Below are 26456 nucleotides of genomic sequence, written 5' to 3' on the forward strand. Positions count from 1 at the left end.
GATCGGTCCTGACCTTCTTCCTGCTGACGCCCTACACAAAAATGGCACACGGCTTCTATCGGCTTGCGGCGCTGGTCCGGGACGCGCAACGGAAAAGAGAAGTGTCCGCAGTCCGTTAACAGCCCGTCGCGCCTGTGTGAGCAGAAAGAACATGCAATTGGACCAAAAATTATCTTGAAGATCTCTGCGCCGCAGAACTTCGAGTTGCGGACAACGTCCGGAATGGGCCGGTTGGTCTTGATATTTACTTAGCCGAGCTGCAGAAGCTGCAGCCGCCAATGACCTCAAGTTCCAAATGTTCTCGGGTTTTAGCAATAATAAGATTGGTCATTCTGTTTCTGACGACCTTGCCCATAAATTGATATCTTCTTCCGAACTGATTTCATCGATCTTTTTCAACTCGTCAGAACTGAAGTCGAGATTATCAACAACGCCTGCGCAGTCGACGATTTGTTCCGGCCGGGACGCACCAATCAGAGCGGTCGTCACCCGTCCGCCCCGAAGCACCCAGGCCAGAGCCATTTGCGCCAGAGTCTGACCACTTGCTTCGGCCATGTCGTTCAGAGCACGGACACTTGCCAAGGACCGCTCGTTGATCATGCCATCGAGCAACGACTTTCCTTGCGTGGCACGGCTGCCATTCGGAACATGGCGCAGATATTTTGACGTCAGAATGCCTTGTGCCAGTGGCGTGAATGCAATCGATCCTACCCCAAGATCATCCAGCGTATCGAGCAAACCGTCCCGCTCCACCCAACGGTTGAGCAGATTGTAAGAAGGCTGGTGAATCAGACAAGGTGTCCCAAGATCGTTGAGAATCTTCACCGCCTCGCGCGTGCGTTGGGAGTTGTAGCTCGAGATACCGGCGTAGAGCGCACGACCAGACCGTACGATACGATCCAACGCGCCCATCGTCTCTTCGAGCGGGGTGTCAGGGTCGAAGCGGTGGGAAAAAAGATGTCGACGTAATCAAGCCCCATGCGTGCGAGTGATTGGTCACAGGACGCGATTACATACTTGCGTGACCGCCATTCCTCGTAGGGTCCCGGCCACATGTCGTAGCCTGCTTTGGAGGAAATGATCAGCTCATCCCTGTAACTTGCGAAATCCGTTTTGAGGATCTCGCCAAATGCCTCTTCGGCTGAACCGGGAAGTGGACCGTAGTTGTTCGCCAGATCAAAGTGAGTGATCCCATGGTCGAACGCTGTACGACACATGGCGCGCTTGTTTTCGTGCGGTGAGTCTGCACCGAAATTGTGCCACAGCCCCAAGCTGACAACAGGGAGTTTAATACCGGACCGCCCACATCGCCGATACACCATCCGCTCGTAGCGGTCCGGCTCCGGGGTGTGCGGCATGGGTTTTGGCTTTGGCGGTCGTTGAGCTTTGGTCATGCGCACATATCCCGCGAAAGTCAGTCATATTGGCGGATTGAGAAATGGCGGCGGTCGTGAAACCGGCTGGGAAATCGAAACGGTAATCAATCATGCCCGGCGATTTGACCCATGCGTCAATGGTATCCCTAGTGTTTACCGAGAGTTCAAACTGAACGGGTCGCCGGGTTTGCTCTGGGTCACAGACACACTCTCGCGAACGCCGTCATCTCTGACCAAATCGCTGACGCACAGTTTCACCAAATCGCATCCGCGAAGCTTGCTGTCGATGGCCACGTTGGACAGCGCAAAGTCGCGCAGATTACGCGCCGGTTCGAGCCGCAAGTGGCTCGCCCAGACCTGTTTCGGCAGCAGCGACATTTTCTGGCCGACGGTCCGGGCCCTGTTCCAGGCTCTGCGTTTCGGGGTGACTGCGGGAAGTTGGCCTCTTGGCATATTATGTCCTCCAATCCTCCCTCCAAGCCCAGACATCAGCATCGCGCTGACACCTGACTCTAACTGGCGTTTAGAACGGCCGTTGTCCGGTTGCTTGTTCGTTGGGAAATGCCGTGGCGGCATTGGGCCGGTCTGATCCCTTATTCCCGAATGCCACACAACGTTCGAATGGCGGGTTTTTGAAAATTCTAGCAGAGCAGCGAAACGACTTGATCGGTTTCGGGCCTCCGCTTGCCAACATCAGGTAGTTGAGCGCACAGATGACGCCCGGTATTGCAGGTGCGTTCGCTGGCAGGTTTCAGCGCTCCGTTCGCCAGGGCGTCTTCAATCAGGCAAAGATGCCCGATCAAGACGCCGGCACCGGCTTTGGCCTCTTCTACCGCAAGGCTATAAAGGGAAAACCTCGGACCGCGCGTCGGATCGCTTGTGGGCGTGGCTGTTGCCTTTGACCAAACGGCCCAGTCATCTGCCCATGTCTGGTCGTGCAGAAGCACCGCTGTCTCGAACTCTGCGCCCCGTTCCAGAATCGCTGGTGCGCACACGGGAACAATCTCATCGGCACAAATCGCGACCTGATCGGGGGATCCATCCGGCACATCGAAGAAGATCGCCAGATCGAACAGTTCTCTCGACAGGCTCGGTGGGGCTTCCATGGCCGTGACCGAGAAGTTGATCATGGGGAAGTGTGCTCTGATCTTACTCAGTCTTTTCGGCAACCAAAGCTGAGCGACAGAGGGAAGGGCTGCGATGTGAAAATCCACGTCCGGTCCAAGGTTTCGCAAGGCGCGCGTTGCATCCGCCAAAGCGTCAAAGGCTGATGTGAACCTCGAGACCAGCGATGCTCCGGCCTTCGTTAGCACAACTCCTTGAGCGTTTCGGCGAAAGAGTGACGTGCCTGCCCAATCTTCAAGAGTCTTGATATGCTGAGAGATCGCACCGGGCGTGACGCAAAGCTCATCCGCAGCCGCGACAAAACTGACGTGCCGCGCAGCGGCTTCAAAAGCCCGCATGGCGTTCAGTGGTGGTCCTTTCGGACGTTTGGGGGCGACACTCATTTTTAACCTTAGTTTTTCTACGCCAAGAAATAGCAAATCTGCTTTGCGCTGTCACGCTTTGGGCGTCAGATTGGCGCAAACAGGAGGATGGTGGATGATACTTGCACAGCGAAACTGGGTTCCCGGAACGAGCGAAACTCTGGTTCAGGATATTGCCAACCAGACTGCGTCCAATACCTCGGCCGATCTTCTTGCCCGGGTTCAGGACCTCGCAGAACGGAACCGTGTGATCCACGAGGAGGAATGCTTCAACCTGAACCCGGCAACCAATGTCATGAACCCCAGGGCAGAGGCGCTCTTGTCGTCAGGTATCGGTTCGCGCCCGTCCTTGGGCTATCCCGGTGACAAGTATGAAATGGGATTGGAAGCGATCGAAGAGATCGAGGTCATCGCCGCCCAGCTGTCCGCCGAGGTGTTCGACGCCAGATTTTCTGAAGTCCGCGTGCCCTCTGGCGCGATCGCGAACCTTTACGGATTCATGGCGACGTGCAAACCGGGTGACACGATTATTGCGCCGCCTGCGTCGATTGGCGGGCATGTGACGCACCATATCGCGGGCTGTGCTGGGCTTTACGGCCTGCGAACGGTCGAGGCTCCGGTAAACGCAGATGGCTACACGGTCGATCTGGATCAGCTTCGAGTATTGGCCCGGGCCGAACGACCCAAGCTGATCACAATCGGCGGCAGTCTGAACCTGTTTGAACACCCAGTGGCCGACATCCGTACAATTGCGGACGAGGTCGATGCCAAGGTTATGTTCGACGCGGCCCATCAATGCGGGATCATCGCCGGGCGGGCATGGTCGAACCCGCTGAAGGAAGGGGCCCATTTCATGACGATGAGCACTTACAAAAGCCTTGGGGGGCCGGCTGGCGGACTGATCGTCACCAACGATGCCGAGATAGCAAAGGCGCTGGATGCCATCGCGTTTCCCGGGATGACTGCCAACTTCGATGCTGCGAAGACGGCTGCTCTGGCGGTGACCATGCTGGATTGGCGCGACTTCGGGGAAGCCTATGCCAAAGAGATGATCGCAATGTCACAAGCCTTGGCTGCGGCATTGGACTCTGAGGGGGTTTCGGTCTTCGTAGGGGCCGATGGATTTACGAACTCCCACCAGTTCGCCGTATTGGCCGAACCCTTTGGTGGCGGTCAGGCGGCGTCGAAGAAGCTGCGCCCGAATGGATTCCTTGCCTGCGGCATCGGACTGCCTGTGGCTGCGGTTGACGGCGATATGAACGGGTTGCGCATTGGCACGCCAGAACTGGTCCGTTGGGGCATGACGACGACCGATGCAAGTCAGCTTGCCGGGCTGATAAAGCGTGGCCTTAACGGCGACGATACGGGTCAGGAGGTGGCCTCATGGAGAAAAGACTTCGACACGCTCTGCTTTGTTCATTGAGACTGACAGCAGCCATTGGTGCCTTCCTGACGACAGGCGGCTTTGTCACGCATGTGAGAATTGCCGTCGAGATTTTCGCTGCGCCATGAACGAATGGCAGCGATCTCTTCCACCACGCGGCGTCCTAAACCGAGCACCTGCGGCGATTTTCGTGCTGCGCGCGCTCGCAGCGAAAATCTGAGAGATCTCCTATTGGCTCAACGCGGACCTTAGCCGCAGCGCTAGTGAATGGCCGTTGTCTATGTTGGGTCAGAATTGCTTGACGTTTGGGTCAGAATTGGATGACGCAGTTTATCCATTTGTTGAGGTTTTGGCAGTCGGTTGAGTCAGAAAACAGTGACGTTCCACAGCTTTGTCTGGCGACACATAGTTCTGCCACCAGCGACAGAACCTTGTCATTTTCGCCTCACTCCCTTTATCCAGCTTCCAGGCCGACATTATTGATCTGACTTCCTTTTGGGAAAATCAGGGCTGATTTGCAGATCAGACGCCAAAGGCGCCTGTTCCTGCTGATCTGCCACGTAGCGAACGCGGATGGGGGCGAGGCAATGCTATTCGACAATAGTGGTGCGGCCAGCAGATTATAGAAGCTGAGCTTCGTTGCGCTCTGCCTCATGAGCCAGTCGGGGTTAGTGTCGCCGTGCGCTCTTCGAATTGGAGACGCGAGAGCGCAATCCATACGGCCATGATTGGATTATGAAGTTCAGGTTTCGCGTCATAGGCCTAATATTCCCATTAGGATTGCAAATCTAACATTAATGTCAGATAATACTCTCGCCAAAAATTAAGACGCAGTGGGAGGAACTAAGACAATGCGCAGAAAGACACGACTGAAGCACCTCGCCGAAAAAGTACAAAAAGGCGAGCGTATCGTCGGCATGGAGTGCCATGACACGCCAAGTGCAGTCATGGCAGAAGAGCTCGGAATGGACCTTCTGTGCTGCGGCAGTCCAGGACCCATGGGACTTATGGGCCATCCGTCCATGGCAACGGTCGACTTCGAAGAACAACTCTACATGCTGGAAGGTGTTCTCAGAGGCGCGTCGTCCCCGTTCATCATTTGCAACATGCCGAACACAACGGCCTGTATCTCGATTGAAGAGTCAGTGCGCAACGCAGCAAAAGTCGTGAAACTTGGTGCTGACGGGGTCCACATCGAACCCTCTCTTGGAACTGTAGATCACATCCGAGCAATCGTAGATGCTGGGATACCTGTTGTTGGTCATTTTGGTGTTCAAGGTGAACGTGCTGTCATGAACTCTGGTCATTCTCCCGCAGGACGAACGGCCGAAGAAGCCGCCCAGATTGTCGAATTGGTGAAGGCTTCGATTGATGCTGGTATTTTCGCGGCGCTCTTCGAGCATACATCTGTTGAGCTTACGAAGTGGTGCTATGAAAACCTACCTGTGGCCGTGGCCAGCCTTGGATCTGGCCCTCACGCGCACGGGATTTTCCATGTATCGAGCGATATCATCGGGTGCTCGGTCTTTCCTATCCCGCCAAAGCGAGAGGTTTTCGGCGATGTATGGGGCGAGATGCAACGTGCCTACGGAGCCTACTTCGCTGCCGCAACGAACGGGCAGTTTCCTAAGCCTGATCAGAGTCATACGATGCATGAGGGCGAACATCAAAAGTTCCTCGCAATGATCAACTAGGATATGGATCACACAACGCAGCCAGGCCCCGCAGATTTCTTGCGGTGGCTTGCTGCTTTGCCCTTCAAACGAGACTTATGTGTGGAATGTGGAGCCGGTCGAGCCGAGTTTTCCGCATACTTGCAGCCAATGTTTAGCCGGGTCATCGCGACCGATTCCGCGCCGCCATGCAAGTCGTTGCAATACGTCCCCGTGCAAAAGTGCCGTGCAGAGGCGTTACCGTACTCGGCAAGCAGCGTAGATCTTCTATTTTCTATGCAAGCGGCTCACTACTTTGATCTTCAAAAACATACTCATGAGGTAAGAAGGGTCTTGCGGCCCGGCGGGATTTTCGCTGTCTTTTCATGGGGAGTGGCAGAGTTGCCAAATCAGGTAACTCAGGCCTATGCGCCCGTCTTTGAAGTGATTTCCCCATTTTGGGAGACGGAACGAAAGTGGGTTGTCAGCGGATATAAAGGTTTCAGGTTCCCGGGACTGCGCATTGAGATCCCACAGTTCCACCTCACAAAGTGGCTTACACCAGAGGGTCTTGAGACCGAAATGGCGTCATGGTCTGCGGTCCAAGCGGCCTCCAGGGGTGGCATCGAGTTTCCAGAACCACGCCTCGCGTCTTGCGGCTTGCACGAAAATACAAAATTTGAATGCAGGTGGCGTATTATCGGTCAGGTGTATCGTTACTGACTACTTCCAGACCATCGCGGCCACTGAATTGTGATGGACAACATCATTCATCGGGCAATCCGGGCAAGTCTCCGGAGCCGGAACGTTCTTGCAACCTTGGCACTTACTGACTGTCTTGGATGCTTCGACAATTTCAGACCTGAGTTCCAAAGCCTGTTGCGCTTTCTCAGAAAGCAACTCGGCAAGGTTATCCAACAACCCCCCAACAGATGATGCCGACTCATCACCGGTCTGATGTTTCAGGCGCTCTTGCGCTATTTCCGAGAGGCTGTCCAAACCGATATCCAGCAATCGCAACCGATGAATCAAGCGCGCAACCGACAAGTCGGAATCGCTGTATAGTCGCGTACCCCTTGCCGACTTTGTTGGTGCAATGATCCCAAGACTCTCGTAATGGCGCAGCATTCGCTCCGTCAAACCTGATTTTTCGACGATCTCACCGATTTTCATAGCAACGCTTCTCGTGAATGTGGGCTTGTTTATCTAACATAGTGTCAGAAAACCAGCGTTATTGCTGGTTCAATTGCTTCACCGCAGCACCGTCATGTTGTGCAAGCCTCTGCTCTGCAGACATCAGTTAAGCCCATTTCTCTCCATCGTTCGCCGCGCAGGTATTTGAGCTAAGCTCTTTATTTTGTTTGCTTCCGGCGGGAGTAGTTGCGGGAGGCTTTGGCTCTGTTTCCTCAGGTTTCCATGATGCACCACTTGCGCCGGGCGTTTTTGGTTTCGTCAAGAAACAGCCAGCCGCAATCGGAGCCGGGGCACGTCTTCACGCGAGTCAGTGCGCGCTTATCGCTCAATATCGACAACGCGGAGATTGCGATCAGCCGAATCAAAGGCCAGCGGCGCAGGCTTAATAAAGACCGGTTTGGCAAGGCTTCAAGCCTCTGCAATTGTATATCAATGTTCAGATCTATAAATTGTGCGGGGTTCAAAATTGCACTTCTCAGGTTTGATCTGAACGCACGAATTGTCTCGTTTGACGAAGAGTGAAGCGCATTGGGCAGCCCGAGTTTCTGAGCCAAAATGTCTAAATCAGCGGTCGTTCCAATTTTCTCGTTTAGGACCTGATTGTCGTTCGTCCAGTTTGCCGTGTTCAGGGAATCCAATGCCAGCCTGCCTGTAATCTGTCGAACAATGGTGTGTGTACTGTAGTTCGTGACGCTTTCTAACCACTATAAGGGTTGATCTGCATTGCGCTTTGAACCCTACCTTTACCATGGTTAGAAAAATGCTGCGCCCAAAATATGTTATGAAAACCGTAGGTTCGTCCAGACAAGGCGGGGAGTCCTGTGCGGAGCGCTGCGGTTGGCTCCAATAACCATCTTTGTAATTCCGTTTGGAGTGGGCTTTGGAGAACCGGCCATTGAAAATGGGCTAAGCGTCTTTCAGGCCGCGATGATGTAGAGATCGATGAATGGTGCGTTGATCTGATCACTATTTTGGCCGAGCGCGGGGCCCTGGACCATCTGAACCCCAAAGAACTCTCAAAGCTGAGCCAATATCCCGTTCAAGCCCATTGCTCCGTTTTCGGTTTGCGTCCGAACGACGGCCAACCGTGCATACTTAGTCAGTGAAGCAGACAGTTAGTTAAGAATATCTGCTATGGCACCTATCAGGTTCAACACCTCGTGTGTCTCTCGGTTCACCTGATACACATAGTCTCCGGCACGCACATAATAGCCGTTTCGCCGCAGTCCATATCGGCTGGGATTGTCGATACGCACATACCCATCATAGATGTAATCCCCAACCCGATACCGTTTGACTTGGCCTGGCGGTACGCATGGAACCGCTTTCTTGGCCAATCCCGGTGGGCAATGTTTTGCTTTGGATTTAACGAGAACGGGCTGCAGTGCCGTGTCTAAATCGATAATATGTTTAAGATTGTGAGAATGAGCGTCGAAGTTCGCGCTCGAAACAGGCGCGGTCTGAGCGATGAATAACGTCGCCGCGAATCCCAATGCCGTTTTCATCATTTTTTGCCTCCTTTGGCGTCATATCCCAGTTATGATCTCCGTCCGGATTTAACCAACCCATAGGCGGAGAATGGCTTGTCGATGGCAATTTGTGCTCTACCGCGTTGGTTTGTTTCGCACGACATTCTCACCTAACGACCTTCCAAATCGTCAAACCGGAAGGGGCAATAGCAAGGTCGCACGGCCAGACAATTCATTTGTTTTTGTCTCGTAAACAACATTAACCGAAGGTGAACAATGTATTCTCAATGCGTTCAACCAAGCTTGGGCATAGTGATCGAGTTGGATCGAACGACACCTAGTTCGTTTGGTGGAAACAAGGGGAATAAGATGGTCAAGCCTGCCTTTGTGACTGAGGACGACAGCAGAGCTGCTGCGATGCGAACCGCCGGTAAATCTGTTGAAGAGCGTCTGCAAACCACGATGAATTCGAGCAATGGTCGCTTCCCTCCTGTGGAAAATGCACTGACAGAGATTATTAAAAACAAGCGGCTATCCGAGGCTCACCAAAACGTCCTAAGGCGAGTAAGCTGACCCCCGAACAATTCTCGATTTCGTCCTAAATATCGGAATTGTACCTAAATCCCGTCCCATCTTGGGGCGGGATTTTCTTTGTGCGCGTCGCGATTGCCGAAAGCCAACACTTGAAGCGTCGAAAGGCCCTTGACCGTCCCGGCTTTCGGTACGCCCAAGAGTGGAGGTCAACAATGGGCAATCAGCTTCGGTTCATAGTCCAAGAAGCGATTTAACCTGCGCTTCAACCGTATCGGTGACCGGTTTGTTGGCGGCTGCTTCCAAGGCTTCACGTTCAGCCAGGTCCTGCTCTTCAACAAGCTCTGCTAGTTCTTCCACCTCTTCGACAGCTTCGTTGTAGTCAATGGCGGCTTGTCTTTCGTCATTTAGGTCCTGGGCTTCCTCGATCGAGTCGTCCAAAGCGGCCTGGGCTTCTGCCAGCTGTGCTTCGATGTCAGGATCTGTACCACCCGCGTCTTCCAAAGCCTGCTCAAGCTCTTCAACCTTGTCGCGGTTGGCTTGAACGTCGCCCAGCGCGGTTTCCAAATCATCCTCGATTTCTTGAACTGACCGGTCTGGTTGTTCCAGTCCTGCAAGAACCTCCAACTGTTCTTCCAGTTCCTCACGCAATGGCTCACCTGCCAGCACCGTGTCTCGGTACTTGGCTATTCTGCCAACCCGTGAATTGGGTGCGGCATTGGCCAGTGCAGTTGGGCTTGCATTGGCCGCGTTAAGCGCGCCCAGTTCCGAGGGATGAGCGCCAAGTAGCGCTGCAAGACGGTTGCCTTTGGTTCGGGAAACGGGGTGCTTCGACTCTTCCACAATTACAGCCTCGCGAACCGTTTTTTGCACCTTGGCCTTTTGCGCTCCACGTGTTGTCGTGGCGCCCTTGCGAGAGGAATCTGTTTTGCGGGCTTTGTTTTTCCCTTTGAACAAGTCCTTCAGAGAGAACCCTCCGCCTTTCTTCTGACCGGACCGAGCAGACTGAGACTTTGTTTTACTCTGACCGGATTTCCCGGCCTTGCTGCCGCCACGGCTTTTGTCGGCCCCTTTGCCGCTATTGCCAGCAGAGCTGCGATCTCCGCTGTCGCCCTTAGCGCCGTTGCCGTTTCCGCCCCCGTTGCCGTTTCCACCACCATTACCGTTGCCGCCGCCATTGCCATTGCCGCCGCCATTGCCGTTGCCTGGCTTGGCATAGGCAAAATCGGGAGTTGCGACAGTGGCGACAATGGCCGTTGAGCCCAACAAGGCGATTGCGATTGTCGAGGCTTTCAGCAGTCCGCAATTGGTGGTTTTCATCTCAATCTCCTCACAACTCACAGCAACGGCTGTCAGCATTCACAGCTTAGCCGCTGTATCCGGGCAGCATGATCCCTGGTCGAATCAACAAAGTTGGGCTGCATTAAACTTGAGGTCGCTTGAACGCAGGGCTAACTGCTTGTTCATCATCGGTTCATGTCCGGCCTTATAGTCTTCGTCGACTGTGTTTGAGGGTGTAATGCAAGCCAAAGTGTTATTTCTGGTTGTGGCTTTGCTGACCGTCTTGTCCGGAGGGCAAGCGGAGGCGGACGCACGTGAACTCAAACAGTCTGAACTGCGCATGGCGACGTTGTCCGGCAGCGCAATACGGCTGAACCGTGTCATCAAGGGCGTGGAAAAAGCCTTCGGTGGAACGCCAGTCGATGCGCGCGCATTCAAAACGGACAAGATTTACTATCGTATTCTGGTCAAAAAGCCGGGCGGAAAGATCGTCAGTGTGATCGTAAATGCCCAAACCGGCACAGTCGTCTCGAACCGTTCAAGTATCGGGCGCGAGATTTCCGAGGCCGCACGCAATTCAACCAAATCCAAAAGCAATAAGGGTCAGAGCGCTTCTGCCACCCGTGGAAACAGCGTAGGTCGCAGCAATGCCGGCGGCAACAGCAACGGTGGTGGCAACGGTAACAGCGGTGGCAATGGTAACGGTGGCGGCAATGGCGGTGGCAACGGTAACGGAGGCGGCAATGGCGGCGGAAACGGGGGCGGCAACGGCGGTGGAAATGGCAACGGTAATGGCGGCGGCAATGGTGGCGGAAAAGGCGGCGGTAAAAAATAGCGTGAAGCTGACGACCCTTTACCTATAGTCTCTCGATATGCGAATACTCCTTGCTGAAGACGAACCCCAGCTTTGCGAGCAAGTGAAAAAGCTGTTGGGTGCGGAAGGCCGCGTGGTCGACGTGGCAACTAATGGTACGGATGCCCTGCATCTGGGGTCGACTGAACCGTACGACATGATCATCCTCGATATTGGCCTGCCCGAGCGTGACGGTATCTCGGTCCTGCGTGAATGGCGCAACGCGGGCGTTAAAACCCCGGTTTTGATCCTGACTGCCCGAGACGGCTGGAGCGAACGTGTCGACGGCCTGGATGCCGGCGCGGATGACTATATGACCAAGCCGTTTCACATGCCCGAGCTGGCCGCGCGGGTTCGTGCCATCTTGCGACGCCAAAGCGGCCAGTTGAACCCCGTGATAGAAATGGGGGATGTCTCACTGGATACACGAAACGGTCGGGTCAGTGTAGGAGGCATTCCTGTCGATTTGACCGCGCAGGAGATCGCAGTTCTGACCTATCTGGCGCATAACATTGGTCGTATGGTGTCACGCACTGAGTTGTCCGAACATATCTACGAATATGACGGCGACAGAGATTCCAACACGATTGCCGTATTCGTTACACGCCTGCGCAAAAAACTGGGCTCCGATTTGATCACTACCGTCAGGGGGCGGGGCTACATGATCGATCCAACCTGATGCTCTCGTTGCGTCAACGGGCCTTACTCGGTGGTATCGCCTCGGGAGCTTTGTCGGTAGGCGTTGGTACGTTGGTGGTGTTTTCCTACATCAATACGCGCGTTCTGGATCAGTTCGACGGAGCGTTGCAGGACCGGCATACCCAACTTGTCGTTGGTCTCAGCGCCACCACGGATGACCCTGAAACCTTGCGACAATTGGTGTTCGACCCGGCCTATGGCACGCCTTACTCGGGACGCTATTGGCAAGTGACGGACAGTGCCGGGGCCATCTATACGTCTGCCTCGCTCTTCGATGAAACGATTGCCGAACCTCCAAGCGCAAGTGGCGAAACAACCGTTTGGAACACCATGGGCCCGGATGGTGAGGCCATTCGCAGCGTCTACCAGAAGATTACGTTCGAAGACGGGACGGAATGGGGCGTAACAGTCGCCGAAAGCAGAAGCGAACTGATCAACGAACGCAGCGCCGCACAAAGAAACTTGCTACCGGTCTTCGGCTTGGTCGGTTTGATCGGCGTGGCCAGTTCTCTTTTGCTGATGTCCGCCATTGTCGGCCCGCTCAGGAAATTGCGCGCCGATGTGGCCCATCGCTGGGATCAGGGCGATGATCTGGTTCCCAAAGACTACCCGGACGAGGTTTCCCCCTTGGTGGAAGATCTCAATAAATTGCTGCATCGAAATCGCGAAATTGTCGCCGGTTCGCGAAGGCAGGCGGCGGATCTGGCGCATGCGCTCAAAACACCGACGGCCATCTTGCGAAACGAATTGGCCGAACTGGCAGACGCCGGAGCACATACCGAGCCCGCGGAAGAGGCCCTGACCCGAATAGACGCGCAGCTTAGCCGTTCACTCGCGCGCATGCGTGCATCAAACACCGGAGAGCTGACGCATTCCAGGACAGACCTATCGAATTCGGTCGAACGGCTGTCCCGGCTGTTCTCGGTCATGGCAGAGCGCGAGGGGAAGACGCTTGTCTCGGATTGCGAGGCTGGTCTTCGCGTCCGAATGGACCCTCAGGACATCGAGGAAGTGATCGGAAACCTTCTCGACAACGCCCTTAAGTGGAGCCGGGCAACATTCCAAATCACCGCGAAACGCACGGACAGCGGTATCGAACTTTGCGTGGAAGATGACGGGCCCGGTATTCCGGAAAGTGCCCGAGATGAGGTCTTGCGTTCCGGCAGTCGGTTGGACACTTCTATAAGGGGGACAGGGTTGGGCCTGTCTATTTCCGTGGATTTGTTGGCTGCATATGGTGCGAAGCTAGAACTCGGAGCATCGAAACGTTTAGGCGGCTTGGCTTGTGAAGTGACGATTGATCTATGAGAAAAGCGTATCGTCAAATGTAGCTGGCGTCTCGGCTCTGTTCCCACACTACGCTAAAGTCTCTGGTTAATTCAAAAGTAGACCTTGTAGAAGTTGTAGGGAGAAGGGGCAACAAGGGACGCCCCTCAGTTCAAATTGGCCTGGACTATGGCTTCAGATATTTACTGATAGCCGCAATACCTGCTTCGGCGCAGATGTCTTCGAATTCCTTGCCATCTGCATCCTCACCAAGAGAACCGACAATTCCGATGCAACCGATGACGGCGCCTTCGTAAACGATCGGGATGTCCTCTGAGAGGGTAACCAGGCCGATTTAATTGAAGACAGCACCTAACGTAGGTTCATGCTCATTTTGGGCCTCAATCACCGAGGACGCTTCGCGGCGTGATGCGGCCGTGTTTGCTTTGCGGCTGTTGGTGTGAACGGTGTGGGGAAACGCGCCTTCGCGTATCAGTTGGACGCGGGGCTACGCGCGTTGGTTTGCGACCGTAACCGTGGTGGCAAATCCCATACCTGCGCAGCTTTGAGATGCGACTGTGGCCGCAGTTTGTGCCCATTCTAGGGGAATACTCATTTCCATGTACGGATCGGCCAGCGCAGCGCCGGTCAGCAAAGCCGAGGAGAAACAGGGTGTCTTGGCAAACATATTCATTTTGACGTCCTTTTCCGAGAGGTAGTTGGGCGAGTGGTTGAAAGGAAGGATCTGCACTGGCCGTCGTTTTGCAGTTTTAAACGTGGCTCTGCGAAACTAATTTGGACCAGCTCTACACACGCGTTGACGAGGTCGTGCGTTTATGCGGCGCACATCTTATGTCGCACGAACCGGCAGGTGTATTGGGGATGTTGGCAGGTCTCCTCAGCCAATGGGTAAGGCGACGCTCGGATTTGCTGGGGCTGCATTGAACAGCATGCTGGCAAGCTTTGACATGCGGCCTCAGCCCGTCGATGACTGGAGTGTACCGATCCTTGCAGCCGCCCAACAGATCGGGGTGTGAACCGTCGCTACTGCCTATCCACCCATCGGTCCCGTAGGACGCATCTGGACAGAGCCGAACCCAAATTGGCCGAGGCTGGTGTTTCGCTGCACCGGGTGAGGCGCAAGTACGATAGTGTCGCCTGGCCCCACGCAAAATCCGGCTTTTTCACTTTGAAAAAGAAAATCCCAACCATTCTGGCAAATCTGAACTTGTTGCGATGAATCGTTCCGGCGCGCGCAAACGGCGGCGACCGGGGCAAAAGAAGAACAATTATTTGCCAAAGGTACGGCGCGTCATATTTCGCTTCTAAACAGAACGTGCCGGAACGACCATGCCCATTGCCACAATCCTTCTGCCCAACCAGCTATTTACCGATCATCCGGGTTTTGCAGAGCCCCCGGAGCTGGTGGTTCTGTTCGAGGATCCATTGTTCTTTGGCGACGCGAGATATCCCGCGCGGATGCATAAGCAAAAGCTCTGGCTCCATCGGGCCAGCATGGCGCGTTACCAGCAGGATTTGATCGCCAAAGGTTTGAATGCCGAAATTTACCCTTATGAAATGCGGACAGATGCTTGCACACGTCTGTTTCAGCGGCTGGCAAGGACAGGGATTGATCGCGTCGTGATGGCGGATCTGGTGGATTTCATTGCGCGAAATCGAGTCGAAAAGGCCGCAGAGATTGTGGGTATCGCTCTGGAGATACGTCCATCGCCCGGCTTTCTGAACACAGGTGCAGATAACGCGGCGTGGATCACAGGCCGAAAACGTTGGTTCATGGCCGAGTTCTACAAAAGTCAGCGTCGTCGTCTGGATGTCTTGATGGACGGCGATCAACCAATGGGGGGCCGGTGGAGCTTTGACGGGGATAATCGCAAAAAGGTTCCAAAAGCGCTGCTTGGCAGTTTGCCGTGGATTGATTGGCCCACGCATGGCGCCGTTGACCAGACTGCAAAGGATAGCGTGATCTCTGAGTTTCCGGACGCGCCTGGGTCGCTGGACAGGCTTTACTATCCGACATCGCATGGGGCCGCAGCGGATTGGTTGCAACAATTCCTCGAACGCCGGTTTCGTCAGTTCGGCGATTTTGAAGATGCCATCGTTGAAGGGGAAGGCTGGCTTTGGCACGCTGTTCTGACACCCGCGCTGAACATCGGGCTGCTGACGCCCAAACAAGTGCTGGACGCGACGCTTGAACACGCGCAGACACGGGATATCCCCCTCAATTCGGTCGAGGGGTTTATCCGACAGATCATTGGCTGGCGAGAGTTCATGCGCGCCACCTATGAACATCTTGGCGTCGAGATGCGGACCACCAATCATTGGGGCCACAGCCGCAAGATGCCCGCCTCTTTCTACAATGGCACCACCGGCATCGACCCGATTGACGACACAATCGGGCGCATTCTGCAGACTGGCTATTGTCATCACATCGAACGGCTGATGGTTCTGGGTGGTTTTATGTTCCTGTGCGAGATCGACCCTGATGAAGTTTATCGCTGGTTCATGGAGATGTTCGTGGACAGCTATGACTGGGTCATGGTTCCAAACACCTATGCCATGAGCCAGCACGCCGATGGTGGGCTGATGACCACCAAACCCTATTTTTCGGGTTCAAACTATATCCGGAAGATGAGCCATTGGGGCAAAGGCCCTTGGGCAGAGGTTTGGGACGGCCTGTATTGGCGTTTCATTTTCAAACATCTGGACAGGCTTGCACAAAATCCGCGCTGGTCGATGATGTGTAAAACGGCAATACGGATGGATTCGGAGACCAAGAAAAAGCACCTGATCGTCGCCGAGGTTTTTCTGACTCGGCAGCAATGAAAGCGCTACCGGACATTGACCTGTTACCCGATAGAGTCTGTTACGAAGTCCGTTCCAGAATGGCCGAAACGGTGTTTCTGGCTTGTTTTCGCCAAACCAAAGAGGTTCAGGCTTTGGCTCAAGGATCTATTCGGCCACACATCCTCAGCATTTGCGGGTACGGTTGCCATCAACAGTGATATCCGGAGTAGTTGGGCAAAGGCGATCAACCTTGGCTTTAGTCAAGTTCTCGACAAGACGCATTTAGCGAAACCCATCTTCCCCGTCCGAGTGCAGTTTTGGACCGCGTTCTTCGATAGGTTCAATTGCGTTTTCAACCGTTCGATTGGGCGCCGCTTGGACATCGGTGATGCGTGTTGTGGATGGTTTTGCCCATTTCACCGCGTTGCGGAGAACCAGTCGAACAGTCTCGTCATGATACGTGGGATAGGTTTCGTGCCCTGGCCGGAAATAGAAGATGTTACCGGCCCCGCGGCGGTAGGTCAGGCCTGACCGGAAGACCTCGCCGCCCTGAAACCAACTGACAAAAACCGTTTCAAGCGGGTCCGGAACGCTGAAAGGCTCGCCGTACATTTCTTCATGCTCGAGTTCGAAATAGTTCGGCAGCCCTGACGTGATCGGGTGTCCGGGGGCTGTCACCCAAAGGCGTTCGCGCTCACCAGCTTCGCGCCAGGTTATTGAGCATGGCGTGCCCATGAGTTTTTTGAAGATTTTGGAAAAATGCGCCGAGTGTAACAGGATCAATCCCATCCCTCCCCAAACGGCATCTGAAATGCGATCTACAACCTGGTCCGAGACGCCGCCATGTGCGGCGTGCCCCCACCAAAGCAGCACGTCCGTTCCGTCCAGTCGGCTTTGGGGCAAACCATGTTCCGGTTCCTGCAAAGTTGCGGTTGTCGCTTCGATTTCCGGGTCTTGGTTGAGCGCGCCGGCGATACAGTCATGCATACCACGGGGGTAAATCGAGGCGACTACCTGATTGGTCTGTTCGTGGACGTTTTCGCCCCATACGACGGCGCGGATCATGATGAAAGGCTCCGATTAGCGGTTGTTTCGTGGCGCGGCGGTGCTTGCACGTGGGATTAGTTCGGGGGCGATAATGATCGGTTGGTCGGCCCCTTCTTCTTCGTTCAGGATCGACACGAGCTTTCGGCAAGCCAGACGTCCCCAGTCGCGGCGTGGCAGGCGTATGCTGGACAGGCCCGGGTTGAAAATGGCGGCATAGGGCATGTCATCATAGCCGATGACAGAAATATCTTCCGGCACCCGCACTCCGGCGCGCACCAGCCCGTGCAGCAATCCGGTGGCTGTTTCATCGTTGTGAACGAATACCGCAGTCGGCAGATTGCCCGATGCCAGCAATTGCTCGGCTGCCTCCAGACCATAATCGACCGAGAGCTGACCCATCAATTCACGGTCTTTTTGCAGTGGGATGCCCGCGTTTTTCAACGTCTGGTTAAAGCCGTGATAGCGGCGCTCGAACCCATTGGTGTGTAGCGGTCCACACACCTGAGCGATATCGCGGTGCCCAAGTTCTATGAGGTGCCCGGCGGCCAGACGCCCGCCTAAGACGTCATCCGTTCGCACTGTCGGCAGATCAATTTCTTTGTGCCCGCCGCAAGAAACGACCGGCGGGCCTGAATAAACGCCGTTGGCGTCGCTGGGCAACAAATCCTCGAGAAAGCCGTTTGTGTTCAGGATCAGCCCGCCAGCCTTGTTCATCAACAGCATGTCCGAGAACGCACGCTCGCTTTCGGCGTCTTCCGAGGTGTCGCCTATGAGAAGGACGTAACCATGCGCGCGCGCTTCTTCTTCGATGCCCTTGAAGAATTCGGCGAAAAAGGCATTCGTGATCTCAGAGACCAGAACGAGCAGGGTTTTACTGCGCCCACGCCGCAGGTCGCCTGCCGCCTGATTGGCCCGATAGCCCAGCCGTTTCATGATCTCGAACACGTGCTCGCGCGTTGCGGCTTTCACATCGTCCGGGCGCGACATGGCTCGACTGACGGTTGCGATCGAGACACCAGCCTCGCGAGCCACATCTTTGACGGTTGGACGCTTTGAACTCATATCTTCTTCCAACTTGATTCAGGCGGCGATCGGCCGCCCTTGGTCATTGAATTTATGGATGAATCCCGGTTGGGGTCGCAAGTGGATGGTGTCTCCTACATCTTGGTTCTGCTGACCATCAAGGCTTACGGTCAGAACACCTGCATCCGGAACCCGCACATATAGAATTGTGTCGTGGCCCAGCCGTTCCACCAGAGTCACTTTGCCTTCCCATGCGTCGTCAGCCTGACCGACGGCAAAATGCTCGGGCCGAATGCCCAAGGTTGAAGCACCTACGGCTTGAGCATAACGCCCCTTGACGAAGTTCATCTTGGGCGAACCGATGAACCCCGCGACAAACTCGGTGGCGGGGTGGTTGTACAGGTCCATTGGGCTGCCGACCTGTTCGATATAGCCGCCGTTCAGGACCACGATGCGATCCGCCATGGTCATCGCCTCGACCTGATCATGGGTGACGTAGATCATCGTTGTTGCCATACGCTGATGCAGTTCACTGATTTCCACCCGGGTTTCCGAACGAAGCGCCGCGTCAAGATTCGAAAGCGGTTCGTCCAGCAGAAAAACCTGCGGGTTGCGGACAATGGCGCGACCGATGGCCACGCGCTGCCTCTGACCACCGGATAGCTGGCCCGGTTTACGGTCAAGGAATGGGCCAAGTTTCAGCGCATCGGCTGCCTCTTGCACCTTGTTTTGGATTTCATCTTTCGAACGGCGCTCTAGATTGAGCGAGAACCCCATATTCTCGGCCACTGTCATTTGCGGGTAAAGCGCATAGGACTGGAACACCATGGCAATGTCGCGTTGGCGCGGCGACAGATCGTTGGCGCGTTTGCCGCCAATCATCAGATCGCCTCCGGTCACTTCTTCAAGGCCTGCAATCATCCTGAGCAGCGTAGATTTTCCGCATCCGGAAGGGCCGACAAAGACGATGAATTCCCCGTCTGCAATCGACAGGTTGATGTCGTGAAGCACTTCGACATTACCATAAGCCTTGGACAGGTTCCTGAGTTCAACTCCAGCCATCTCTTCCTCCCTTACCCGGCCGCCAATGGCGCACGGATGATGTTTCTTACGGTATCCAAAGACGCAGCTTGCAGCCGCCGTTCAGGGGCCCCTGACAAAATCGCTTTGACGTCATGCAGGATCATGTCTCCAATCGGGTGGCGGCCACCTTCCACGGCAGCTGCACGGTGCGGCGACCAGATGACATTGTCGACCTGTCGCAACGCGGCGCGCTTGGACACCGGTTCTTGTGGGAACACGTCGCTGGCGACGCGAATGCGGCCAGCGCTGGCGGCCTCAACAAGGGCGTCGAAATCGACGAGATGAGACCGGCTGATCACAACAACCAGCGTCCCGGGTTTCATCTTTTCGATAAGGGTTCGGGATACAAGCTGATAATTCTCGTCGGTGGGCGTTGCCGCGATGACGACAAGGCGGTTGTTGGTGGTCACTTGCTCCAAGTCGCAGAATTCGACACCGTCAAACGTTGTTCCGCTTGCTTTCAGCCACGGATCATAGGCTTCGATCTTTGGGGAAAATGGCGCAAGAAGGCGTACGCATTCCTGCGCGATGGACCCGAACCCGACAAACCCAATGCGTTGACCGTAAAGCGAGAAATCCGTGCCGATATTGTCGTTGAACCACCTTTCGGATCCGGCGCGGAAGCGTTCGTGCTCATCAACGATGCCGCGACCGCCTGCGATCATCAGACCAAGCGCCATTTCCGCGACCGAGCGTCGAAATCCCGGCGCGCAAGACAACACTTCGATACCGCGCTCGAAACACGCATCATAGTCGAGACCGGTTTGAAAGGTGCCCGAAACCTCGATCACCGCGCGTAGGTTTTTGGCAGCATCCAGGTCCTGCCGGTTCAACTCCGGCCTGGCGGCGGCGACAAACTCTGCGTCCGGCAGCCGTGCGAGAAAATCCGCCCGCGGCATCGCCCAGTTTACGCCACCATGAATGTCGCAAAGCTCGCCCAGGGCCGTGTAGGCAGACGGTCGGAATAATTCTTCCAACTGGCGAAAGTGTTGATCTAGAATGAGAAGGGGTTTCGACATGTTTCGCCTCACTTCACCGCGCCCGCGGTCATGCCGCGCACGAAGTGGCGTTGGAAGAACAGGAACAAAAGAACGACCGGGATCGCCATGATCACGGTACCGCTGGACAATCCGGTCACGTCGCGGGTCATGGTCCCCTGAAAGTTCAACAGACCCACCGACAGCGTGCGCATTTCGTCCTGGGTCAACAGAAGCAGTCGCAGCAACAGATCGTTCCAGCTCCAGAGAAACTCAAGCAGTGCGGTTGTGACCACTGCGGGTGTGGCAATCGGCATGACGACGCGGCGGTAAATCTGAAACTCGGTCGCACCGTCGATCCGGGCCGCTTCGTGCAGCGCCTTGGGGACGCCCTGAAAAAACGATGAGAACATGAAGACGAAAACCGACACGGCCAGGGCAAGGTCCGCGAAGATGACACCCAGATGGGTGTTGAGAAGGCCAAAGGACCGAACGATTTGAAAAAGCGGCAGGACAATGGCCGTCACAGGGATCATCAATCCAATCAGGAACAGGATTTGCAGCACCACCTTGCCGCGAAACTCCATGAAAACCATGGCATAGGCCGCAAGCGAGGCGATAAAGATCATGACGACAGCATCAACGACCGAGATGATCAGGGTGTTGAAGAAATACACGCTAAAGCCACCATCGGTCCAAACGCGCGCATAATGCTGGAAGGTCAGGCTGATCGGCGGATACCACGGCGGGTTCACCAATTCGGTCGTGGGCTTGAGCGATGTGAAGACCGTCAGAATGAGCGGAGAGACCATCACAACAGCGATGACGCCCAGAATGAACAGCAGAATCCAGCGTCCCATCACCGATCCTCTCTGTTCTGAATCTGCATGTAGATGATCGTTGCAATACTGACGATCACCAGCAGCGCGACGCCAATGGCCGACCCATAGCCATACTGGTTCTCCAGCGCCCCGCGTTTGTACATGTAGGTCGATAGAATTTCGCTGAACCGGATCGGGCCACCCTGAGTTGTGGCCCAGACGATGTCGAAGACCTTGAACGATTGCGTGAGTGTCAGAATAAAGACCACAGCCGTCACAGGCCTCAGGGCGGGCAAAGTGACATAGCGGAAGGATTGCAACGGATTTGCGCCATCGACCCGCGCGGCTTCGTACAGGTCCTCGTCAACGGCCTGAAGTCCGGCAAGGAAGATGATGACGCTCAACCCGATTGTCGACCAACTATGTGCCAAGGCCAGCGCGTATAACACCACATCGGGGCTGCCCAGCCAGGGGGTGGCGAAAGCCCCCAACCCGATATTCTCAAGCACCTGATTGATGACACCTGTCGGCTGATACATCCACCGCCAGATCGTGGCGACGGCCATCGGAGAGATCACGACCGGAAGAACGATGCATGTCTGGATCAGCAATCGCGCTTTCCAAACCCGCGCGAGCATAGCGGCAATCACCAGGCCAAGACCGACATTGATAACGATGATCACGCCGGACCAGACAAATGTATTCCGAAAAGCCTCCCAGAAGATCTTGTCAGAGAACAGTTTTTGATAGTTCTCCAACCCGACAAAATTCCGCTCGGGGCTGATTCCGTCCCAATCGGTAAAGGAATATTCCAGCACCGAATAGGTCGGGTAGATCGCAAAGACGATGTAGATCGTCAGCGCGGGCAGCAGAAACAGAACAGGGTTCAGGCGCTGCGCTAATTTGGAATCCGGGTCGAGAAACATGGCTCCACCTTCGACTAATGCGAGTGGTTCTTTGGGAGTGCGCCGGTCCACAGGCACGGCGCCCATGGACCGGCGTTTTGCCGAAAGGCCTTACCGTTCGGCGATGCCACCGGGCAGCATGATTTCACCGGCTTCCTTCGCGGCGGCCCATGCGGATTGCATTTCCGCAGTGAATTCTTCGGGCGTCATGACATCCAGAAGCAGGGCTTGCAGCCCATCATAAGAAACCGTGGTCAGGCTTCCCGGTGTGATGGTGTCCAGAAACGCCGGAACGGATCCGTTTGCCGCGTGATCGTCCGATGCTTTCCAGATGTCCACGGCCAACGCGGGCATCTGGGCCTCGCTCAGCGCCTGATCAAGTGGACCGACCGGAACTGTGCCGGCGTTCAGCAGCGCGACGCGACCTTCTTGCGACGCGAACATGTAGTTCATGAAGTCAATCGCGGCGTCTTTGTTGTCAGAGCTTTCGCGAATGTACCAGCCACTGCCGATAGAGTTGGTGGGGTGGATTATCTGGCCATCTTCAAGTGGCGGCACGGCGAAGACGCTAAAGTCGTCGATGCGATCACCTGCGGCCTCGGTTCCGCCTCCGATCACCCAAGGTCCGGTGAAGGTCATCGGCACTTCACCGGCCCAAAACCGGTCCATCAGTTCACCATATCCGATTGCAACCGGTGTCGGCCCGAACCAGCCCGCTTTGCCCATCTCTTGCAGTTTTGCCGAGGCAGCCACAAAGGGCTCGTCAGTCCATGCGCCGTCGCCAAATAGAACGTCCTCGATACCTTCGGGACCTGCATAGCGACCAAACATCATGGACTGCCAGTGCGACACGGGCCATTTGTCGGCAGCGCCGAGACCAATGGGTGTATCAAAGCCCGCCTCTTGCAGTTTTGCCACGGCGGCTTCCATGTCAGCCCATGTGGTGGGCACGGAAATTCCGTGTTCGTCAAAAATCGCCTTGTTGTAGAACATACCGGTCGTCTCGACCTCGTTCCCAAAGGCCCAAAGTTTACCGTCGCTTGATGTCTGCACCACGATGCCTTCGGGGATTGTCCTGCTCCAGTCATTTGCGAAATAGGCATCTGTCAGATCGGCAACGAGACCGCCTGCAATAAGGGCCGCCGGTTGACCCGGGCCGGTTCCAAACGAGAAAAGATCAGGCCCTTCGCCAGCCGAAAGGGCGGGGATCAAAGCAGGGTTAAACAGGTCGGAAGAGTTCTTGACGATTGCCACCGTAACATCCGAATTCTGCGCATTATAGGCTTCGGCGAGATCATCGTAGATATTTGTTTGCCCGGGTTCCCCGGCAACCCAAACAACCACTTCCGATTGTGCGTATGTCATTATTGGCACTAAAGAAATCGCGGTAGCGATCGCACTGGCTGTGACAAACCTTTTCATGTTTTTCCTCCCAGTTTCGATGATTCTTTGTTCAAAATGTATACGATTACATAAAAATGTAAACGAATACATTTTTGCGACACTGAAGGCCGGCTAAATGCAGGCCTTGAAATTTGAGATCGTCCGTTCTCAAACAATTGTCGGGAGTGGCGCTGAAACAGTGTGCACACACGTACTGTAAAGCGAGGCATCATCAACGTTGCTTGGATCGGCTTGGCGGTTCACAACCGCGGGGCAACGGTATCAAAACCTGCGATTCCGAGCGCCAGAAAACAAAGTTGTTTTAGCACTTATTTCGCGACGGTTTCGATGGCGAATCATTGCTTTCACGAAATGTTCGGAAAGTGCTTCTGTTGCCTTTCGGCTGCGGAAATCATCGTTGCGCTTCGGCGTTGGTCCCTGGTTCCGTCGTTTTTAGTCGTCATAAATCCGCTGCGTGGCGAACGGTCGGTAAGCAGTTGAAAATAATAAGGTAAATTTTCCAAAACGCGCGGAAAATGTTATCGGCGGGTCCTGAATATTAAATTATGAAACGTTTCATATTGACAGAAAAGCGATTCGATGGCTTCGTATAAAGACGGTGGATCGGCGTGAAAGATTGCCTTTCCGAACAAGCTGAAAACCTAGGGAGGCTCTTATGAAGCTCATGAAATTCGCTGCTGCGGCAGCGACCGGAATTCTATTGTCCGCAGGTATGGCGGCGGCTGACGATAAACCGGTCGTTGGCCTGATCATGAAGTCGCTGGCCAATGAGTTTTTTCAAAACATGCTGGTTGGGGCAGAGGCGCACGCTGTCGAGCGTGGCGACTATGAACTGATTGCCGTCGGGATGCAGAACGAGACGGATTTTGAATCCCAGATCAATGCGGTTGAGAACTTTATCACGCAGGGCGTCGATGCAATCGTCGTTGCCCCGGCAGATTCCAAGGCGATGGTCCGCCCGCTGAAACGCGCGATGGAAGCGGGAATCATTGTGGTCAATTTTGACGTCGCACTGGACGAAGGCGCAAAGGAACAGCAGGGCGTGGAACTGGCTTTTGTCGGCCCGGACAATCGCGGCGGGGCGAAACTGGCGGGTGATGCGTTGGGCAAAGCTCTGGGCGAGGGTGGCAAGGTCGTTATCATCGAAGGCAACCCCGGTGCAGACAATGCCAATCAGCGGCGCATGGGCTTCGAAGACTCGGTTGCGGAATACAAGCTTGACCTGCTCGACAGCCGCACTGCGCATTGGGAAACCGAAGAAGCCAACCAGGTTTTTTCGACCATGCTGACGGCAAACCCCGATATTCAGGGCGTGATGGCAGCCAATGACTCGATGGCCATCGGTGTGGTCAAGGCGCTGGAATCTGCGGGGCGTGACGACATTCTGGTGGTCGGATTTGACGCGATCCCGGCGGTTCTTCCGATGATCGAGGATGGTCGCTTGCTTGCGTCGGTGGATCAGTTTGGTGCCGATATGGCCGCGAACTCGATCGATCTGGCCCTCGAAGTCATCGCCGGTGGGCCGCAACTGGAAGGGTGGGTCAAGACACCTATCGAGCTGGTTACCAAATAAGGTGGAACTCTCGCGGATGCCCGTTACCCCTCCAATCGGGCATCCATCACTCTGGCTGAACAAGGTCGATCCAATGCGCGCTGATACCTCACTTCTGACTGTCAAAAACCTGAGAAAATCCTTTGGCGGCGTGCATGCTCTTGACGGGGTAAGTTTTGACCTGATCGCGGGCGAGGTCCACGCACTTGTCGGCGAGAATGGCGCCGGAAAATCGACCCTCATCAAGGTGCTTTCCGGCGTCCACCCCTTTGACGAAGGCACGGTGGAACTGGACGGGCAACCGTATAAGCCGTCAAACCCGCATGACGCAAAAGCAGCCGGAATTCAGGTGGTTCATCAGGAGTTCAATCTGCTCAACGATCTCAGCGTCGCAGAAAACATCTCGATCGAACATCTGCCGCGCAAACGGTTTGGCATTCTGGACCGGGGCGAAATGAAGCGCCGGGCTCGGCTGGCACTGGATGCAATCGGGCTAAGTGACATCGACGTTTCGACCCCCGTAAGAACACTTGGGATTGCGCATCGGCAGTTGGTTGAAATCGCCCGCGCCCTGCAAAGCGAAAGCCGCATCCTTATTCTGGACGAGCCGACAGCCACGCTCACCGAGCGCGAAACCGAGCGGTTGTTCGAGATCGTGGCCGGGATCAGGGCGAAGGGCGTAACCGTCGTGTTCGTATCGCATCATCTGGAAGAGGTCTTTGCCATTTGCGAGCGTGTCACGGTGTTCCGCAATGGTCAGACGGTCGTGACCAAAGACATATCAGACGTAACATCGGCGGACGTTGTCCGGTATATGGTCGGGCGCGAGTTGGAGGTCGACGCCTCGCATGCGCGCGAGGTCAAACAAAGCAGCGACATCGCCCTTTCGGTTCAAAACCTGCGCACCATGGCCAATCCCGGGCCCGACGGCGTTTCTTTTGATCTGCACAAGGGCGAGATTCTTGGGATTGCCGGATTGGTGGGTGCCGGACGCACCGAAGTTCTGAGGGCCATATTCGGGGCCGATCCAACTGTGTCGGGACAAGTGTTCCGCGAAGGTGCGCCGTTGAAAATCAAAGGCCCAAGGGATGGAATCTCGGCAGGGATCTGTTTCGTGACGGAAGACCGTAAAGAAGAAGGTCTGATCCTCGATATGCCGATAGCGGCAAACACGACGCTGGTTGATCTGGCCTCGGTAACAAAGCGCGGGCTTCTGGATTTTGCCGAAGAAAGACGACTGGCGACCCAAAGCGGTGCCAGACTGCATTTGAAATACGGGAAACTGTCGGATGCGGCCTCCAGCCTGTCCGGCGGCAACCAACAGAAAGTCGTTTTGGCAAAATGGCTTGCGCGGAATCCCGACATTCTATTGCTGGATGAGCCGACACGCGGTGTCGATGTTGGTGCCAAGGCAGAAATCTACTCGATCCTGCGCGATCTGGTGTCCGAAGGTATGTCCATGATCGTTGTCTCTTCGGAACTGCCCGAACTGATTACACTGGCGGACCGTATTCTCGTCATGGCCAATCACCGCATTCAGGGCAGCCTGGAACGGACGGAATTTTCACAGGAACGAATCCTCCATCTCGCCTACGGGCAGCAGAGCGACACTGAAAGGAAAACGGCATGAGCACGATTGAATCAATT

25 protein-coding genes and 1 pseudogene are annotated in these 26456 nt (G+C 55.2%); 11 read left to right on the forward strand and 15 right to left on the reverse strand.

Features of this window, described 5'->3' with window-relative positions:
- Nucleotides 1-327 precede the first annotated feature (327 nt).
- From mgrA to ACR0KX_RS00015, 3 genes and pseudogenes are all read right to left on the reverse strand, one after another.
- Nucleotides 328-1358: pseudogene (mgrA, locus tag ACR0KX_RS00005) on the reverse strand (L-glyceraldehyde 3-phosphate reductase).
- A 171-nt stretch (nt 1359-1529) separates the two neighbouring features.
- The gene (locus tag ACR0KX_RS00010; protein ID WP_480707653.1) at nt 1530-1754 is read right to left on the reverse strand and encodes a site-specific integrase; all 225 of its coding nucleotides are present in this window, start codon (nt 1752-1754) and stop codon (nt 1530-1532) included.
- Nucleotides 1755-2017: 263 nt separating this feature from the next.
- Nucleotides 2018-2884, reverse strand: coding sequence for a LysR family transcriptional regulator (locus ACR0KX_RS00015; RefSeq protein WP_170622687.1), 867 nt, complete (start codon nt 2882-2884; stop codon nt 2018-2020).
- A gap of 94 nt (nt 2885-2978) precedes the next feature.
- On the opposite strand from ACR0KX_RS00015, the gene ACR0KX_RS00020 reads away from it, so the two are divergent.
- From ACR0KX_RS00020 to ACR0KX_RS00030, 3 genes are all read left to right on the forward strand, one after another.
- Nucleotides 2979-4286 carry an aminotransferase class I/II-fold pyridoxal phosphate-dependent enzyme gene (locus ACR0KX_RS00020; RefSeq protein WP_170456599.1) on the forward strand — a complete coding sequence of 436 codons (1308 nt, stop codon included), beginning with the start codon at nt 2979-2981 and terminating at the stop codon, nt 4284-4286.
- Between the two features lie 812 nt (nt 4287-5098).
- Nucleotides 5099-5941, forward strand: coding sequence for a 3-methyl-2-oxobutanoate hydroxymethyltransferase (locus tag ACR0KX_RS00025; protein WP_170456597.1), 843 nt, complete (start codon nt 5099-5101; stop codon nt 5939-5941).
- Between the two features lie 3 nt (nt 5942-5944).
- Complete coding sequence (locus ACR0KX_RS00030; RefSeq protein WP_170622688.1) at nt 5945-6622, forward strand: class I SAM-dependent methyltransferase; 678 nt, start codon at nt 5945-5947, stop codon at nt 6620-6622.
- On the opposite strand, the gene ACR0KX_RS00035 is transcribed toward ACR0KX_RS00030, so the two are convergent.
- From ACR0KX_RS00035 to ACR0KX_RS00045, 3 genes are all read right to left on the reverse strand, one after another.
- Nucleotides 6623-7072 carry a MerR family transcriptional regulator gene (locus ACR0KX_RS00035; RefSeq protein WP_170456592.1) on the reverse strand — a complete coding sequence of 150 codons (450 nt, stop codon included), beginning with the start codon at nt 7070-7072 and terminating at the stop codon, nt 6623-6625. It lies immediately after the preceding gene.
- A 233-nt stretch (nt 7073-7305) separates the two neighbouring features.
- Nucleotides 7306-7731: a CGNR zinc finger domain-containing protein gene (locus ACR0KX_RS00040; protein ID WP_170622689.1), complete on the reverse strand. Its 426-nt coding sequence runs from the start codon at nt 7729-7731 to the stop codon at nt 7306-7308.
- A 477-nt stretch (nt 7732-8208) separates the two neighbouring features.
- A complete protein-coding gene (locus tag ACR0KX_RS00045) occupies nt 8209-8601 on the reverse strand; it encodes a hypothetical protein (protein ID WP_480707655.1) in 393 nt (130 codons plus the stop codon).
- Between the two features lie 330 nt (nt 8602-8931).
- Here ACR0KX_RS00045 and ACR0KX_RS00050 point away from each other — a divergent pair, with 330 nt between their 5' ends.
- A complete protein-coding gene (locus ACR0KX_RS00050) occupies nt 8932-9135 on the forward strand; it encodes a hypothetical protein (RefSeq protein WP_170521425.1) in 204 nt (67 codons plus the stop codon).
- Nucleotides 9136-9327: 192 nt separating this feature from the next.
- Here ACR0KX_RS00050 and ACR0KX_RS00055 read toward each other — a convergent pair whose 3' ends face one another.
- Nucleotides 9328-10413: a hypothetical protein gene (locus tag ACR0KX_RS00055; RefSeq protein WP_480707657.1), complete on the reverse strand. Its 1086-nt coding sequence runs from the start codon at nt 10411-10413 to the stop codon at nt 9328-9330.
- Nucleotides 10414-10612: 199 nt separating this feature from the next.
- Here ACR0KX_RS00055 and ACR0KX_RS00060 point away from each other — a divergent pair, with 199 nt between their 5' ends.
- From ACR0KX_RS00060 to ACR0KX_RS00070, 3 genes are read left to right on the forward strand one after another with little or no spacing between them, the layout of a single operon-like run.
- A complete protein-coding gene (locus tag ACR0KX_RS00060; protein WP_480707659.1) occupies nt 10613-11209 on the forward strand; it encodes a PepSY domain-containing protein in 597 nt (198 codons plus the stop codon).
- 37 nt (nt 11210-11246) lie between these two features.
- Entirely contained in the window at nt 11247-11906 is a 660-nt protein-coding gene (locus tag ACR0KX_RS00065; protein ID WP_170521427.1) for a response regulator transcription factor, read from the forward strand.
- 50 nt (nt 11907-11956) lie between these two features.
- Nucleotides 11957-13234 carry a sensor histidine kinase gene (locus tag ACR0KX_RS00070; RefSeq protein ID WP_170622691.1) on the forward strand — a complete coding sequence of 426 codons (1278 nt, stop codon included), beginning with the start codon at nt 11957-11959 and terminating at the stop codon, nt 13232-13234.
- Between the two features lie 466 nt (nt 13235-13700).
- Here ACR0KX_RS00070 and ACR0KX_RS00075 read toward each other — a convergent pair whose 3' ends face one another.
- Nucleotides 13701-13943, reverse strand: coding sequence for a hypothetical protein (locus ACR0KX_RS00075; RefSeq protein ID WP_480707661.1), 243 nt, complete (start codon nt 13941-13943; stop codon nt 13701-13703).
- 154 nt (nt 13944-14097) lie between these two features.
- Here ACR0KX_RS00075 and ACR0KX_RS00080 point away from each other — a divergent pair, with 154 nt between their 5' ends.
- Together ACR0KX_RS00080 and ACR0KX_RS00085 are read left to right on the forward strand one after the other, a co-directional pair.
- Entirely contained in the window at nt 14098-14229 is a 132-nt protein-coding gene (locus tag ACR0KX_RS00080; protein ID WP_480707663.1) for a hypothetical protein, read from the forward strand.
- Between the two features lie 313 nt (nt 14230-14542).
- The gene (locus ACR0KX_RS00085) at nt 14543-16036 is read left to right on the forward strand and encodes a cryptochrome/photolyase family protein (protein WP_170622692.1); all 1494 of its coding nucleotides are present in this window, start codon (nt 14543-14545) and stop codon (nt 16034-16036) included.
- A gap of 243 nt (nt 16037-16279) precedes the next feature.
- On the opposite strand, the gene ACR0KX_RS00090 is transcribed toward ACR0KX_RS00085, so the two are convergent.
- The 7 genes from ACR0KX_RS00090 to ACR0KX_RS00120 form a co-directional block, all read right to left on the reverse strand.
- Nucleotides 16280-17062, reverse strand: coding sequence for a ThuA domain-containing protein (locus tag ACR0KX_RS00090; RefSeq protein ID WP_480626434.1), 783 nt, complete (start codon nt 17060-17062; stop codon nt 16280-16282).
- Between the two features lie 15 nt (nt 17063-17077).
- Nucleotides 17078-18106 (reverse strand): LacI family DNA-binding transcriptional regulator, encoded by a 1029-nt coding sequence (locus tag ACR0KX_RS00095; RefSeq protein ID WP_170456576.1) that lies wholly within the window; start codon nt 18104-18106, stop codon nt 17078-17080.
- 18 nt (nt 18107-18124) lie between these two features.
- Complete coding sequence (locus ACR0KX_RS00100; protein ID WP_170622693.1) at nt 18125-19129, reverse strand: ATP-binding cassette domain-containing protein; 1005 nt, start codon at nt 19127-19129, stop codon at nt 18125-18127.
- 11 nt (nt 19130-19140) lie between these two features.
- Complete coding sequence (locus ACR0KX_RS00105) at nt 19141-20169, reverse strand: NAD(P)-dependent oxidoreductase (RefSeq protein WP_170456572.1); 1029 nt, start codon at nt 20167-20169, stop codon at nt 19141-19143.
- A gap of 8 nt (nt 20170-20177) precedes the next feature.
- Entirely contained in the window at nt 20178-20987 is an 810-nt protein-coding gene (locus ACR0KX_RS00110; protein ID WP_480582933.1) for a carbohydrate ABC transporter permease, read from the reverse strand.
- Nucleotides 20987-21874: a carbohydrate ABC transporter permease gene (locus ACR0KX_RS00115; protein WP_170622694.1), complete on the reverse strand. Its 888-nt coding sequence runs from the start codon at nt 21872-21874 to the stop codon at nt 20987-20989. Before ACR0KX_RS00115 ends, ACR0KX_RS00110 begins: the two co-directional genes overlap by 1 nt.
- Before the next feature lie 90 nt (nt 21875-21964).
- Nucleotides 21965-23218 (reverse strand): extracellular solute-binding protein, encoded by a 1254-nt coding sequence (locus ACR0KX_RS00120; RefSeq protein ID WP_170456566.1) that lies wholly within the window; start codon nt 23216-23218, stop codon nt 21965-21967.
- A 694-nt stretch (nt 23219-23912) separates the two neighbouring features.
- On the opposite strand from ACR0KX_RS00120, the gene ACR0KX_RS00125 reads away from it, so the two are divergent.
- A complete protein-coding gene (locus ACR0KX_RS00125; RefSeq protein ID WP_480626433.1) occupies nt 23913-24830 on the forward strand; it encodes a substrate-binding domain-containing protein in 918 nt (305 codons plus the stop codon).
- 73 nt (nt 24831-24903) lie between these two features.
- Nucleotides 24904-26439 carry a sugar ABC transporter ATP-binding protein gene (locus tag ACR0KX_RS00130; RefSeq protein ID WP_170622695.1) on the forward strand — a complete coding sequence of 512 codons (1536 nt, stop codon included), beginning with the start codon at nt 24904-24906 and terminating at the stop codon, nt 26437-26439.
- The last annotated feature ends 17 nt before the right edge of the window (nt 26440-26456 follow it).

Source organism: Ruegeria sp. BG5 (genome assembly GCF_056538425.1).